General features: G+C 55.5%; 14 protein-coding genes. 9 read left to right on the top strand and 5 right to left on the bottom strand.

Annotated features, from left to right (window positions below; all coding sequences use genetic code 11):
* Window positions 1-81: 81 nt before the first annotated feature.
* The 4 genes from CMO10_RS17520 to CMO10_RS17505 all read right to left on the bottom strand — a co-directional run bounded on the left by CMO10_RS17520 (window position 82) and on the right by CMO10_RS17505 (window position 5,120).
* Window positions 82-558, bottom strand: coding sequence for a DUF1850 domain-containing protein (locus CMO10_RS17520; RefSeq protein WP_297024632.1), 477 nt, complete (start codon window positions 556-558; stop codon window positions 82-84).
* A 26-nt stretch (window positions 559-584) separates the two neighbouring features.
* Entirely contained in the window at window positions 585-1,550 is a 966-nt protein-coding gene (locus CMO10_RS17515) for a TAXI family TRAP transporter solute-binding subunit (RefSeq protein WP_297024630.1), read from the bottom strand.
* 457 nt (window positions 1,551-2,007) lie between these two features.
* Entirely contained in the window at window positions 2,008-3,420 is a 1,413-nt protein-coding gene (locus CMO10_RS17510; RefSeq protein ID WP_297024629.1) for a sigma-54-dependent transcriptional regulator, read from the bottom strand.
* Window positions 3,417-5,120 (bottom strand): sensor histidine kinase, encoded by a 1,704-nt coding sequence (locus CMO10_RS17505; protein ID WP_297024627.1) that lies wholly within the window; start codon window positions 5,118-5,120, stop codon window positions 3,417-3,419. Before CMO10_RS17505 ends, CMO10_RS17510 begins: the two co-directional genes overlap by 4 nt.
* Window positions 5,121-5,437: 317 nt before the next feature.
* Here CMO10_RS17505 and CMO10_RS17500 point away from each other — a divergent pair, with 317 nt between their 5' ends.
* The 8 genes from CMO10_RS17500 (at window position 5,438) to ahcY (ending at window position 13,632) form a co-directional block, all read left to right on the top strand.
* Window positions 5,438-6,154: a response regulator transcription factor gene (locus CMO10_RS17500; RefSeq protein WP_082049906.1), complete on the top strand. Its 717-nt coding sequence runs from the start codon at window positions 5,438-5,440 to the stop codon at window positions 6,152-6,154.
* An 87-nt stretch (window positions 6,155-6,241) separates the two neighbouring features.
* The gene (locus CMO10_RS17495; protein ID WP_297024625.1) at window positions 6,242-7,891 is read left to right on the top strand and encodes a stimulus-sensing domain-containing protein; all 1,650 of its coding nucleotides are present in this window, start codon (window positions 6,242-6,244) and stop codon (window positions 7,889-7,891) included.
* 112 nt (window positions 7,892-8,003) lie between these two features.
* On the top strand, window positions 8,004-8,444 hold the full coding sequence (locus CMO10_RS17490) for an HPr kinase/phosphorylase (RefSeq protein WP_297024624.1): 441 nt from the start codon (window positions 8,004-8,006) through the stop codon (window positions 8,442-8,444).
* A gap of 16 nt (window positions 8,445-8,460) precedes the next feature.
* Entirely contained in the window at window positions 8,461-9,393 is a 933-nt protein-coding gene (gene rapZ / locus CMO10_RS17485; RefSeq protein WP_044830293.1) for an RNase adapter RapZ, read from the top strand.
* An 18-nt stretch (window positions 9,394-9,411) separates the two neighbouring features.
* Window positions 9,412-9,816 carry a PTS sugar transporter subunit IIA gene (locus CMO10_RS17480; protein ID WP_008889056.1) on the top strand — a complete coding sequence of 135 codons (405 nt, stop codon included), beginning with the start codon at window positions 9,412-9,414 and terminating at the stop codon, window positions 9,814-9,816.
* Between the two features lie 64 nt (window positions 9,817-9,880).
* Window positions 9,881-10,156, top strand: coding sequence for an HPr family phosphocarrier protein (locus CMO10_RS17475; protein ID WP_008889057.1), 276 nt, complete (start codon window positions 9,881-9,883; stop codon window positions 10,154-10,156).
* 77 nt (window positions 10,157-10,233) lie between these two features.
* The gene (gene ptsP, locus CMO10_RS17470; protein WP_297024622.1) at window positions 10,234-12,030 is read left to right on the top strand and encodes a phosphoenolpyruvate--protein phosphotransferase; all 1,797 of its coding nucleotides are present in this window, start codon (window positions 10,234-10,236) and stop codon (window positions 12,028-12,030) included.
* Between the two features lie 306 nt (window positions 12,031-12,336).
* The gene (ahcY, locus tag CMO10_RS17465) at window positions 12,337-13,632 is read left to right on the top strand and encodes an adenosylhomocysteinase (protein WP_297024620.1); all 1,296 of its coding nucleotides are present in this window, start codon (window positions 12,337-12,339) and stop codon (window positions 13,630-13,632) included.
* 39 nt (window positions 13,633-13,671) lie between these two features.
* Here ahcY and CMO10_RS19805 read toward each other — a convergent pair whose 3' ends face one another.
* On the bottom strand, window positions 13,672-13,968 hold the full coding sequence (locus CMO10_RS19805; RefSeq protein WP_363928349.1) for a WYL domain-containing protein: 297 nt from the start codon (window positions 13,966-13,968) through the stop codon (window positions 13,672-13,674).
* Window positions 13,969-14,269: 301 nt separating this feature from the next.
* Here CMO10_RS19805 and CMO10_RS17460 point away from each other — a divergent pair, with 301 nt between their 5' ends.
* Window positions 14,270-14,650 (top strand): 5-carboxymethyl-2-hydroxymuconate Delta-isomerase, encoded by a 381-nt coding sequence (locus CMO10_RS17460; protein WP_044830295.1) that lies wholly within the window; start codon window positions 14,270-14,272, stop codon window positions 14,648-14,650.
* The last annotated feature ends 14 nt before the right edge of the window (window positions 14,651-14,664 follow it).

Raw genomic sequence — 14,664 nt, 5'->3', positions numbered from 1 at the left:
TTGAAATTGCCCACATAACCATTCGTGGCTGTGGCAATTTATCCGTCATGGACGGAAGCGGTGCCGGTTCGGACATTAAACTTATTCCCCGGTATCAAGGCGGATGGTGACACGGGTGTGTTCAGCCATCTTTGAAAGGTTGATCTCGTCACTGTCAGTGACGATGCGATGATTTACCGCAAGTGACCCCACGCGTAGCACATAGGCGTTGCCGCGCACAGGTTCGTCGATATCTTCGATCCAGTATCCGCCCCCTTCTGCGCTGGTCAGAATACCACGACCCGGGTAATGACCAAGACCTGCAGCGAAGTCGGGCTGATAGGCGCGATGGAGAACCATCTTGCCAAGATCGTCGACATAACAGTCGATCACGCCATCACCGGTGACAGAATGGTTCCAATACAGGCACCAACCGGTTTGACGTGGAATTTCGGTTCTGGCCAGCAGTGCCCCGTCCGCACCGATCACTTCGAGATGATCAATAACGGTGCCGGGCTTGACGTGATCCTGATGTGCAGGACCAGCACATGCCGTTAACAGGAGAAGAAGGGCGACCATTGCTGGTCGCCCAATTCCATTCAAGATCATGGATAAAGCTGCGGCGGAACCGGGTTACCGGTTTCTTCGTAGTAGCGCAGCGCGCCCGGATGCATCGGGATCGGGGTCGAGTTCAGAGCGAAATCAACCGTGGTGTCGTTTGCAGCCGGGTGGATGGCGATCAGCTCGTCGACATGTTCGAAGAGGGTCTTGGTGATCTGGTACGCCAGTTCTTCGTCCATATCTTCGCTTACGAACAGAACGTTCGGGGTCGATACGGTGTTGACCGGTGCTTCAACGCCTTCGTAGATGCCGGTACGCAGAGCGTAGGCAGCGAAGGTCGGTTCTGCATCCAGAGCAGCAACGATTTCTTCGTCGGTCAGCGCGATCAGCTTGATGTCACGCGTGGTTGCGAGGTTGAGGATCGAGCTGGTGGGCGGGCCAACGCTCCAGAAACCGGCATCGATGTCGCCGTCACGCAGCGCATCAGCGGTTTCGTTGAAGTTCAGGCGCTGTTCTTCGATGTCATCATAGGTGATGCCATTGGCGTTCAGAACGGTCTGGGCCGAAACTTCGGTGCCCGAACCCGGTGCGCCAACAGAAACGCGCTTGCCTTTAAGGTCGGCAAGGCCGTTGATGCCGCTGTCTGCCATGGTGACGATCTGAACCGCGTTCGGATAGATCGACGCGATGGCGCGAACGTTATCAAGGGTACGGCCTTCGAATTTGCCGGTGCCGGTGAAGCCGGCATAAACGGTATCGGCCAGGCCGATTGCGATGTCACTGTCGCCGCGCGCGATCAGGCCCATGTTTTCAACCGATGCGCCGGTAACTTCGGCGACGGCGCTGGAGCCTTCAACGTATTTGGTGATCAGTTCCGCAAGGCCACCGCCATACGGATAATAGGTGCCACCGGTACCACCGGTTGCGATTGACAGTTGCTGTGCCGACACGGGTGCGGCGGTCAGCATCATGGCTGCGGCTGCTGCGGTAAGCAGAGTACGGAGCTTCATGATAGTCCTCCCTAGGGTTAACACTCTTAAGCGACGAATAGATCCAAGAGATCGTATAAGAATATGGCTCTTTACGTTCGTTGACGGCCAGTGGTCCGGGCCTGTTGTTTTTGGGTCCCTTGCGGGCACCTGATCAGGATCGAGCCAGAAAATGCCGATCAGATGCAGGGCGCAGTTCAGAACCAGATTTGAGAGATGATTTAAGCCAGCCGTTTGAATTGTCCGAACCGGACCGGCTGTCAGATCTCCTCCCTCATTTTTTATCAGCTTATCATTTTGGTGTTCTGAATTGCAATGAGTATGCCAAAGCGGAAATAAAAATCACAATTACAAATCAATGACTTAGAACGTTTCGATTTGGCAATTCGGCATAATCTTGCCGATTTACCGAAATCAATCGGCAAGAATCCGCCTATTTGTTGCATGTGCGAATAAAATATCGCATTGCAACAATAACTTAGACCGGTTTGTCGCGCCGGATGTTGAGTTTTTTCATTTTCTCGTTCAGCGTCCGGCGCGGGATGTCGAGTTCTTCCATCACCGATTTGACATTGCCGTCATGGCGATCAAGTGCGTCGCGAATGACGCGTTCCTCGAACTCGCGTACCTGATCGGCCAGGGCCAGATCGCTGGTCTGTGGGGTGGCTGTTTCAAAGCCGCCCTTGAACAGGCGCTTGAAGCGTTCCTCGGGACTTCCGACCAGAAGGACATAGCGTTCGGCCATGTTTTTAAGTTCACGCACATTGCCCGACCAGTCATGGGCGCGAAGCTGTCCGATCAGGAGCGGTGTCAGACGCTCATAGGGGCGTTCGAACCGCTCGGCTGCGCGTTCGGCAAAGATATCAAACAGAAGGGCGACATCATCCTGACGTTCGCGTAAAGGGGCGATCGACAGTTCAAATGTGTTGATGCGAAACAGCAGATCTTCGCGGAAAGTACGCTCTGCCACCGCAGCGACAAGGTCTTCGTTGGTCGCACAGATCAGACGGAAATCGACCTTCACCGGCGCGTTGGAGCCAAGCCGAACCACTTCGCGCTGTTCAATCACGCGCAGCAACTTGGCCTGAAGGGCGAGCGGCATGCTTGATATTTCATCAAGAAACAGGGTTCCGCCAATTGCATGTTCGATCCAGCCGATGCGTTGGCCAGCCGCCCCGGTAAAGGCACCCTTTTCATGGCCAAACAACTCGCTTTCGGCGGTGCTTTCGGGGATGGCGGCACAGTTTACCGCGACGAATTTTTCATCTCGCCGGTCGCTCAGATCATGGATGGCGCGCGCGACCAGTTCCTTGCCGGTGCCGGTTTCCCCCGAAATCAGCACCGGGACTTCGGTGGGCGCGATATTGGCAATTTCATCCTTGAGATTGCGCATCGGCACGGAATTGCCGATCAGGCGGGAATCAAGGCTGCCGCGGCTGGCGATCTGACGGCGAAGGTTGCGGTTTTCAATGACCAGGCGGCGCTTTTCGATGGCGCGTTCCAGGCTTTCGACAATGTCTTTGGGCTCGAACGGTTTTTCGACGAAATCATAGGCGCCACTTTTCATCGCCTCGACCGCCATGGGGACATCGCCATGGCCGGTCATCAGGATGATCGGGATATCCGGATCGGCGGCAAGGACAGAGCGGGTAAAGGTAATGCCATCAAGTTTCGGCATTTTGACATCGGTCAGGATCACCCCGGCAAAATCCGGGTTGATGTCGCGCAGGGCTTCGCGGGCATCTTCATAGACCGTGACGGCAAAATCGGAAAGTTCCAGCCATTGGGCCAGCGAGACACGCATCGCTTCATCATCATCGACAATGATGATGTGCGGTGTGATCTGGACGTCTTCTGCGTTCTGCGTTGGCGCAAGGTTGGTGGTGGTCACGGTGTTTTACCCTTGAGTAACGGCAGGCGGACTTCGAAACAGGCCCCGGCGGTATCGGTGTTATAGGCTTTTATGCTGCCGCCGAAGTCCCGCACAATGCCATAAGTTACCGAAAGTCCCAATCCCACGCCCTGACCCGGGTCCTTGGTGGTGAAGAACGGATCAAACAGAAGCGACAGGGTTTCTTCGTTCATGCCCGGTCCCGTGTCGGTAATGCGCATGATGACATCGGCTTCGGTTGCATCAAGATCAATGCGAATGCGCTTTATTGAACTGCCTTGCATGGCATCAAGGGCATTGCGGATGATGTTCACGCAAATCTGCTCGATCCGGACAAGGTCGGCGCGGATGATCAGCGGGGTTTCGGGCTCATTGCGTTCAAAGGTGCATTCTTCCTGCTGCAACTGGGGGCTCAGCAATTGCAGGGCGTTATCAAGGGCGACCTTGAGATCGACGGGCTCCAGAACGCCGGTGGATTTGCGCGAGAATGTCTTAAGCTGGCCTGTGATCGCGCCCATGCGTTCGGTCAGGGCCGAGATCTGGCTGATGTTCTGATCAAGCTTTTCGGTCTTGCCGCGTTCGATCATCAGCTTGGCGCTGGCACAAAATGTTCTGATGGCGGCAATCGGTTGGTTGATTTCATGCGCGATTGCAGCCGACATCTGACCCAGGGCGGCAAGCTTTCCGGCCTGCACCAGTTCGTTTTGCGTGCCGCGCAGTTCTTCTTCGGTTTTGCGCCGTTCGGTGATTTCTTCTTCAAGGCGGGTGTTGAGCGCCTGAATGCGTTCGAATTCAAGTGCCTCGCGCTGGGAGGCCAGTTTGAGTTCGCGTTCGCGCAGGAACAGGATGACCAGAATGATCATGCCGCCGGCAATCACCGCGATCAGCATGACCGCCCCTTGCCGGTCGGTGACCTGATCCATGGAGGTTAGATAGAAAATCCGCCAGGCACTGCCGCGGATCGGTTTGCTGTCAAACAGGTAGCGATGGCCATCAATCGCAACGATGCCCGATCCCTTTGCCAGTTGCTGCCCGACATCAAGCGACGGCAGGTCACGACCGGGATATTGCCGGTTGTTTTCGATCCGGGCGCGATTGGCGGGGGATAAGGGCGACAGGGTTTTATATTTCCAGTCGCCGTGACTTGTCAGTGTGATCACACCATCGGCATCGGCGACAAAGACGGTTTCGCCGGCGTCCTGCCAGTTCTGTTCCACTTCTTCGAGTTCGAGTTTGACGACAACCACCCCGATGACCTCGCCGCTTTGGCGGATCGGGTGGGAAATGAACAGGCCCGCGCGCCCGGTGGTCACCCCGATGCCAAAGAAGAAACCTTCTTGTCCGGCCAGTGACTGATTGAAATAGGGGCGGAAGGAATAGTCTTCACCAACGAAGCTGTCCGGGGTGTTCCAGTTACTTGAGGCAACAGTTTCCCCGGATCGATCCAAGACATAAAGGGCGGCTGCCCCCGACTGGTCATTGACCTGTTGCAGATAGAGGTTGGCGGTATGGGCCGTGCGGGGATTTTCAATCGCACGCGTGACCTGATGATGGCGGGCAACGACATAAGGAAGGTAACGATAGCGATCGATTGCCGCGCGAAGCGAGCTGTCATAAAGCGCCAGCCGTGCTTCGCCGGTACTTTCAAGTTCGCGGATGGTCAGATTGCCGGTCGAGCTGACAGCAGCCCAGATCACCATTGCCGAAATGAAGGTCCCGGCAAAGATCAGGGTTCCGCGGCTGAAATTGCTTAACCAGTAGAAAATCGCGACCTACTCCGTGAACAGGGATCATTTTGCGGTGCCGGGCGTTTGGCCTTGGATGACGTGTTTACGCCAATTAGGAAGCGTGGCGATATAAAGTCAACAGATACAGGCCTGCTTACGGGTTTGCGGGGTGTGTATTTGAATGGCCTTATTTATGCCGCAAGCGGTTATTTTTTCGCCACATTGGAATGTAAATTGTATAGTCACCACACGAATGAGTGAATTGTATCTGTCCAGTAGATGAGGTCCAGGTGAGTAAGATCGCACTTGTTGATGACGACCGGAATATCCTGACGTCTGTGTCGATGGCGTTGGAAGAAGAAGGATATGAGGTCCTGACATATTCTGATGGTTCGGAAGCACTTCATGCCATCACGAAAGAAGAGCCTGATCTGGCGGTGCTTGATATCAAGATGCCGCGTATGGACGGACTGGAGCTTCTGACCCACCTGCGCAAGAAAACCGAAATGCCGGTGATCTTCCTGACATCGAAAGATGACGAGGTTGATGAGCTGACCGGCCTGCGCATGGGTGCAGATGACTATATCAAAAAGCCGTTTTCCCAGCGTTTGTTGATCGAACGTATTCGCACCCTTCTGCGTCGCGCGGAAATCATGCGCGCCGGTGGTGTCCGCCCGAACGGGTCGGATGACGTTCTGCAGCGCGGTGATCTGGTTCTTGATCCGTCACGCCACATGTGCAGTTGGAAAGGTCAGCATGTGAACCTGACCGTGACCGAGTTCCTGTTGATTCAGGCACTTGCCAAACATCCGGGCCACGTTAAAAACCGTGACCAGCTGATTGATGCGGCGTATGGCGAGCACATCTATGTTGATGACCGCACAATTGACAGCCACATCAAACGCCTGCGCAAGAAGTTCCGCGAGACCGATAAGGAATTCAAGGAAATCGAAACGCTGTATGGCGTTGGGTATCGCTATCGTGACTCGGCCACTGTTGCTGGCTGATCGGGAATTTCTGACGCGCCGGAGCATCACGCTCCGGCGCGCATTGTTTGCAGGCCCGGTTTCGCGGGCCGGTTATTGCAGGTTTGAATGAGCGATCTTGGGACTGGTGATCACGACCAGAACGCAGCTCCGTCCGAAACACGGACGACACGGATAGAGGAACGCCACGGGCTGTTTTCGCCTTTGACCTGGCGGATTCTGGCCGTGAATGCGCTGGCACTTTTCGTGCTGGTGGCGGGTATCCTGTATCTGGGTCGCTACAAACAGGAACTTATTCATTCCGAACTTGAAGCCATGGCGGTGCAGGCGGAAATGTATGCCGCCGCCCTTTCGACATCGGCGGTCAGTTCCGGCGATGATGCGACCAACCGGGTGAAAATCGAAGTGGCGCGCGAAATGGTGCGCCGTCTTGTCGGGATTACCGGTGCGCGCACCCGCCTGTTTGCCACCAATGGCAGCCTTCTGGCCGATAGCCGCAATATCCAGTCGCTTGGAACCGGCACGATTCAGGCCGAACAGCTTCCCCCGCCGGGCGAAGAAGATGCCTTTGCCGATATCATGCGCAAGCTGACCGATGGTGTACTGACATTGTTTGAGGGTGAGCAGCCCTTGCCACTTTATGTCGACCCACCGGTGGCGAGTGCCGCCGATTACCCGGAAGTGCGCGCAGCCCTTGCGGGTTATTCCCGTGGCGTGGTGCGGGTTGATAGCGAAGGACGCCGGGTTCTTTCGGTGTCGGTGCCGGTGGCACGTTTCAAGCAGGTTCTGGCATCGGTGATGATGACCAAAAGCGGGGAGTCGATTGAAAACGCCCTGCATGCGGTGCGTCTTGATATCCTGAAAATCTTTGTTTTTGCCTTTGGCATCACGGTGTTGCTGTCGATCTATCTGGCCGGTGTGATTACCCGACCGCTGAACCGGTTGGCGCGTGCGGCCGAACGGGTCCGGCGCAGCAAAAATCGCCAGTTCGCGATCCCCGATCTGTCGGATCGCCGCGATGAGATTGGCGATCTGTCGACGACACTGCGCGATATGACCGAAACCCTTTGGGACCGCATGGATGCGATTGAACGGTTTGCCGCGGATGTTGCGCATGAGATCAAGAACCCGCTGACCTCGCTGCGATCGGCCGTGGAAACCGCCACGCGTTTGAAAGACCCGGAACGCCAGCGCCGGCTGATGGAAATCATCGCCGAGGATGTTCAGCGCCTTGATCGCCTGATCAGTGATATTTCGGATTATTCGCGTATGGATGCCGAACTGTCGCGCGCCGAAAGCGAGGAAGTCGATCTTGGTGTGCTGCTGCATACGCTGGGCGAGCTTTACAACGCTGATGTCGACGGCCCGCCGGTCAAGGTTTCCGTGCCCGAGAACCTTAATGTGCCGGCCCTTGAAAGCCGCCTGACACAGGTCTTCAGGAACCTGATTTCCAATGCGATCACCTTTACGCCTGAAGGGGGCGAGGTACGCGTGCGTGCCTGGCGCGACAAGAATTGGGCAGTGATCACGATTGAGGATGACGGCCCCGGCATTCCGCCCGGCAAGGAAGAGGCGATCTTTAACCGGTTCTATACCGAGCGGCCCGCGACCGAGAAATTTGGCCAGCATTCGGGGCTTGGATTGTCGATTTCCAAGCGAATCATTGCAGCTCATAACGGCGAGCTTTCCGCAAAGAATCGCGTTGTGAATGATGCGGTCAAAGGGGCGGTCTTTACCATTCGCCTGCCGCTTGATTAAGTTTTTTGCAAGCGCAAAACAGCGATTTGCCTATGGGTGAGGTTAAGTCGATCACGCTTGCGACGTTTGGGGTTTGACAACCCGACGCCTGCCAAGCATCGTTTTTTTCATTATGTCCCAGCTTCATGCAAATTGCGTCCGGATCGGTGCCCATGCGGTGCTGCTGCGCGGACCATCCGGATCGGGAAAATCCGGGCTTTCGCTGCGTCTGATACAGACGGGCGGCTTTCTTGTTTCTGATGATCGAACCGACCTGATCGCGCGCGACAGGCGCCTGATTGCCAGCGCACCTGATCCGATTGCCGGATTGTGTGAAGTGCGCGGCATCGGGATTGTGCGCGGTTTGCCGCAAAAACCCGAGGGCGACGTCAGGGTTCTGATCGATTTGACGGATGATCCGACCAATGTCGAACGCATGCCCGAACCTTCAAGCGAAGAGTTTTGTGGCATTGCGATACCGTGTTGGACATTATGTGCATCCGATCTGGCCATCGAGGCAAAGATTGGAGTAGCTTTGGCGCTCGCGACCGGTGAAATGACCCTTGAACCGTAATCCACAGGACCCTGTTTTGCAGAAAACTTCGCAGAATTCTTCTGACAGTCAGAATACGGCCCTTGGCGCGTTTGATGGCAAAAGCGGACTGGTTCTTGTGACCGGGGTGTCCGGTGCCGGGCGTACGACCACCCTTAAAATCCTTGAAGATTTCGGCTTTGATGCGGTCGATAACTTGCCGCTGCGGATGTTGTCGGCGCTGGTGCCCAGCGACTGCCGCCCGGAACAGCCGATTGCGATTGGCCTTGATATCCGTACGCGTGATTTCGGCGTTGATCAGTTTGTCGAGATTGTCGGTCGTTTGCGCAATCAGACCGGCATGGATCCGTTGATGATTTATGTCGATGCGGATACGGCCGTGTTGCAGCGCCGCTTTACCGAGAGCAGACGCCCGCATCCACTGAGCCACGATCGGCCGCTGGTCGATGCGATCGAGCATGAAAAACGCCTGATGGCGCCGATTGCCGCCACGGCGGATATGCGGATCGATACATCGCGGCTTAAATCGGCCGAGCTTCGCAAGATCCTGCAGGACCAGTTTGATATTGGCGAAAACGAAGGCATGGCGATCTTTGTGCGCAGCTTTTCGTTCCGTCAGGGCGTGCCGGCCGAGGCCGATCTTGTTTTTGACGTTCGCTTTCTGCGCAACCCGCATTATGATCCCGAGCTTCGCCTGATGACCGGGATGAATGCGGCAGTTGGGCAATATATAGAAGAAGACCCGGATTTCGCCGGGTTTGTGAGCCGCCTGAAGGCAATGCTGGAGCCTATTTTGCCGCGTTATGCGCAGGAAGGTAAAAGCTATCTGACCATTGCGGTCGGATGTACGGGTGGTCAACATCGTTCGGTTTATATCGCGCGGTTACTCAATGACTGGATTGCCGATCTGGGATATGACACACATCTCAGTCATCGGGATAAACCGGACGAGCCGACCACGGGGGAGTGATAAAATGGAGAAAACTGCATGATCGGGATGGTGCTGGTCACCCACGGCGATCTCGCGAAAGAGTTCGTATCTGCCTTGCAGCATGTTGTTGGCGAACAGGAAAATGTCGAAGCGGTCTGTATCGGACCGGATGACGACATGGAACAACGCCGCGCAGACATTCTTGCCAGCGTCGAAAAGGTCGACAGCGGCAAAGGTGTTGTCCTTTTGACCGACATGTTTGGCGGTACCCCGTCCAATCTGGCGATTTCCATTATGGAACAGGCAAATGTCGAAGTTATCGCAGGGGTTAATTTACCTTTGCTGATTAAGCTGGCATCTGTTCGCATCGACGGCACGTTGGCCGAAACGGTCAATGCGGCCCAGGATGCGGGGCGTAAATACATTAACGTCGCGTCGCGTCTGCTGAGCGGCGAGGAATAAGTCAGCAACAAAAAGAACAGGGCCGGATGCACGGGGACAGCGCATCTGGCTTGCGGGGACATACATGGCGCAGAAGGAAAAACGCACTTTAACAATCAGCAACCAGCGCGGATTGCACGCGCGGGCGGCTGCGAAATTTGTTAAACTGGCAGGTGAATTTCAATCGAGCATCATGGTGCGCAACCGCGGCACCGAAGTATCGGGTGTGTCGATCATGGGCTTGATGATGCTGGCAGCATCGATCGGCACCGAGATCGAGGTCGAAGCGACCGGCCCGGATGCCAAACAGGCGATTGATGCGCTGAACGAACTGGTTGATGCCAAGTTCGACGAAGAATAAGACCCATCCGGCCGACACTTAGGTCGGGGAGTCTGAGTTCCGGGATAACAATAAAACGAGTTGGTAGCTAAGAAGGCTTGCAAGTTCCTCCAACAGACCAAACCGTTTCAGATGAAAACACCACGGGCGTCCGGCGGGTCATCACCGGGTTGGGCGCATCGGGCGGGATTGTTATCGGTCGCGCCTTTGTCCTTGATCGCCAGATCATCCAGGTCAATCGCAAGCCAATTGCCGATGATGCCGTCGAGGCCGAATGCAAGCGCCTTCATGATGGTGTTGCCGAAAGCATTGATCAGCTCAAACGCCTGAAATCCCAATCATCGAGTGCCGAAAGTGCTGCGTCCGAGGAACTTGGCTTCCTGATGGATGCCTATATCCACATGCTGACCCAGTCGCGTCTGGTGCGCGGGGCCGAAGAACTGATCGTTTCGAAAAAGCGCAATGCGGTGCATGCGGTCAGTGATGTGATTGATGCAATCGCCGATCAGTTTTCGGGCATGGAAGACAGCTATATCGCAGCCCGTGCGACGGACATCCGCGAGGTCGGCCTGCGTCTGATGCGCTGTCTGATTGGCGAGACTGACCGGGCAATGGACAATGCGCCCACGGGCTCCATCCTGATTGCCGAGGATGTCAGTCCGGCCGATATGGCGCGCTTTGAGCCGGGGCAACTGACCGCCTTTGTCACGGCCCTTGGCGGGGCCGAAGGCCATACTGCGATCATGGCGAGATCCCTTGGTATTCCGGCGGTCCTTGGCGCACCTGATATCGTGCGCGGTGTGCGCGGTGGCGATCAGATCATTGTTGATGGCGGACGCGGTGAAGTGATCATTTCGCCCACGGCTGCCGATATCAAACATTACACCCAACGCCGTGCCGATTGGCTTGCCGCGCGTGAAAAGCTGGCAAGCTTGCGCGATGTGCCGTCCGCGACGCGCGATGGCATAGACATCGACCTGCATGCCAATATCGAATTGCCGATTGAACTTGCCGCCGCGCTTGAAAATGGCGCCAGCGGCATTGGTCTTTTGCGCAGCGAGTTCATGTTCATGAACAAGGACTATCTGCCGGGCGAGGACGAGCAATACGAAGAACTGGCCGATATTGTCAAACGCATGGATGGCAAACCGGTCACCATTCGTACCCTTGATATCGGTGGCGAAAAGCTTGCGGTCGCACTTCAGAATGAAATCGGATCGGGACCGAACCCGGCCCTTGGATTGCGTGGGGTGCGGTTGTCGCTTCGCAAGACCGAGCTTCTTGAAGCACAGTTTGCCGCCATCCTGCGGGCATCGCTGCACGGGCCGGTTCGGGTTCTGATCCCGATGGTGGTGGGCGTGCATGAAATGACCCGGGCACGCCAGATCTATGAGGCGGTGGCCAAGCGTTTGCGCAAGGATGGGCATCCGATCCCTGATGTCTTGCCACCACTGGGGGCGATGATCGAAATTCCGGCCGCGGCCTTGGCGGTCGATACACTGGCGCGTGACAGCGACTTCTTTGCGATTGGCACCAATGACCTGACGCAATATACGCTTGCGATTGATCGCACCGATGATCAGGTGGCGGGGATGTTTGATCCGCTGCATCCGGCTGTGCTGCGCCTGATCCGAGATGTGATCAAGGTCGCGGGCGAGCGTGATATCCCGGTCAGTGTTTGCGGCGAGATGGCCGGTGATCCGCGCTATGTGCCGCTTTTCATCGGTTTTGGTTTGCGTAATCTTTCGATGTCGCCGGTCAATATCTTGCTGGTCAAGCAGCGCTTGCGGCGCCTTGATAGCCGCAATTCCGAACATCAGGCCAGCCGCGTCATGGAACAATGGGATTCGGCCCGCATTGCCATGATGCTGGATGATTTTAACGACCTCGCCTGACAATTCCCGTCTTTCATAGCTTGTTCCGGGTGCCCGCCATCCCAACATAGGGGGCAGTTTTGTGCCTGTTATGTCCGTGTTGGTCCGTGGGCGGAATGCCCCGGATTGCGGGGCGTGGCAGCGCGCGGGTTGGTCCGTTTTTGGGTGCGATGCAAATTCACACAAAAAAGGACTTGAAAACAATATAAAGATATCTTTATATGTGACCTATCGCGGTCAGGGATAGGACCGCAACAGAATTCTTCGGCGTATCGGCGGGACCAAAATCCCAGGCGGATGCGCCATTCCTGTTTGATTGGAGACAACATGTCGAACTTTACCGATTACAAGGTCGCGGACATCTCGCTGGCCGGTTGGGGCCGCAAGGAAATCGCGATTGCCGAAACCGAAATGCCGGGCCTGATGGCGCTGCGCGAAGAATATGGCGCGGCACAGCCGCTTGCTGGTGCACGCATCGTTGGCTGCCTGCACATGACCATTCAGACCGCAGTTCTGATCGAGACCCTGACGGCACTTGGTGCGGAAGTTCGCTGGTCTTCGTGCAACATCTTCTCGACCCAGGATCAGGCTGCTGCGGCGATTGCTGCTGCTGAAATCCCGGTATTTGCTTGGAAAGGCGAGACCGAGGAAGAATTCTGGTGGTGCATCGAGCAGACCATTGCTGGTCCGGACGGCTGGAAGCCGAACCTGATCCTTGATGATGGCGGCGACGTTACCCAGCTGATCCACGACAAGTATCCGGAACTTCTCGAAGACATCAAAGGTCTGTCGGAAGAAACCACCACCGGTGTGCACCGCCTGTATGAAATGGCGAAAAAAGGCACCCTTAAGGTCCCGGCGATCAACGTCAATGACTCGGTCACCAAGTCGAAATTCGACAACCTGTATGGCTGCCGTGAGTCTCTGGTCGATGGCATCAAGCGTGCAACCGACGTGATGGTTGCCGGCAAGATCGCCGTTGTTGCCGGTTTCGGTGACGTGGGTAAAGGTTCGGCTGCTTCCATGCGCAGCCAGGGTGCACGTGTTCTTGTGACTGAAATCGATCCGATCTGCGCCCTGCAGGCCGCGATGGAAGGTTACGAAGTCACCACCATGGAAGACGCAGCCCCGGTCGGCGACATCTTTGTCACCACCACGGGTAACATCGACATCATCACGCTTGACCATATGCGTGCGATGAAAGACCGCGCAATCGTTTGCAACATCGGTCACTTCGATTCCGAAATCCAGATCGGTTCGCTCAAGAACTACAAATGGGACAACGTCAAGCCGCAGGTCGACGAAGTCGAATTCCCGGATGGCAAACGCCTGATCGTTCTGGCCGAAGGTCGTCTGGTTAACCTTGGTTGCGCAACCGGTCACCCGAGCTTCGTGATGTCGGCTTCCTTCACCAACCAGGTGCTGGCACAGATCGAGCTTTGGAAAAACCACTCGAACTACGAAAACAAGGTTTATGTCCTGCCGAAACACCTTGATGAGAAAGTTGCAGCCCTGCACCTTGATCGTCTTGGCGTGAAACTGACCAAGCTGTCGTCCGAGCAGGCCGAATATATCGGCGTGCCGCAGGCTGGTCCGTTCAAGCCGGATCATTACCGCTACTAATCGAATAGAGAAAAGGCCCCGAAATTCGGGGCCTTTTTTTTACAGATGAGCGATAACCCCACCGCGCATGGCGGAGTCTAGCGGGTTATATAAAGGTCTAGGAAATTCAAATTTCATATCGAGCCCGCATGCATCATATATGCGGTCAACTCGGAAAAGTTTCCAGCCTTCGGGCTTGCCTGAAGAGGTTGCTCCAGATGTTTGATAGGCCCGAAGTACATAATGACCATCTCGAGTTCTTCCGAGAGCATGAGGTTCAATTACCCGATCTCCCGGAGCGTATGTGATTGATATCACACGCATTTGGTCGATAGCGTCTTCTAGAAAGTCAAGCATATCCATTCCTTTCCTTCTGAATAGGAAGGACGTCAGGCTTGACTTTAGGGTTGTTGAGATTCAATCTGCACAACGTTGATACCTGTTCCCGTGCCTGACGCCAATGTCTTAACGGGAGCAATAAAATCAGGCCGTCTGGTGTTGCCGCACTAGACGGCCTCTTTGATCTTAGTGCTGTCTTTCCGACTCCACACCATTTCTGATGTAGAGTCAATATTCAGGCGGCTTAATGTTTAAATACACTACATGTAGTGGGTGTGGTGTGTGGAAGTGTTAAGTTGCAGTAGGGTTTTTGTTTCGGATGCCCCAGCTAGAAATCGAGTATTCCGCCCAACTGCCGATCAAGGATGAATTGTCCAAGCTGGCGGTTGATCTGCATTATGTGATTGCCCGCGAGGCTGATGCGGATCTGGATTCCTTCAAGACCCGGATTACACCATTGGAAAATGTCGTGATCGGGGATGGCGATGCCAAGAACGCCATGGTCCATCTTGATATCCGGCTGCTGTCAGGCCGGATTAATGCGGTGAAATTTGCCACCGGCGAGGCCGCCCTTGCCGCACTGATTGATCGGCTGGAATGGCTGGTGGGGGACTATCAGGTGCAATTCACCGTCGAGGTCCATGACCTTGATCGGGAAAACTATTTCAAGCACATCACCGAAGGCCCGCGCGCATCCTGAGCACGGTGTTCGCC

Source organism: Thalassospira sp., assembly GCF_002709775.1.
Classification (GTDB): Bacteria; Pseudomonadota; Alphaproteobacteria; order Rhodospirillales; family Thalassospiraceae; genus Thalassospira.
This window is presented reverse-complemented; position numbering and strand designations above follow the sequence as displayed.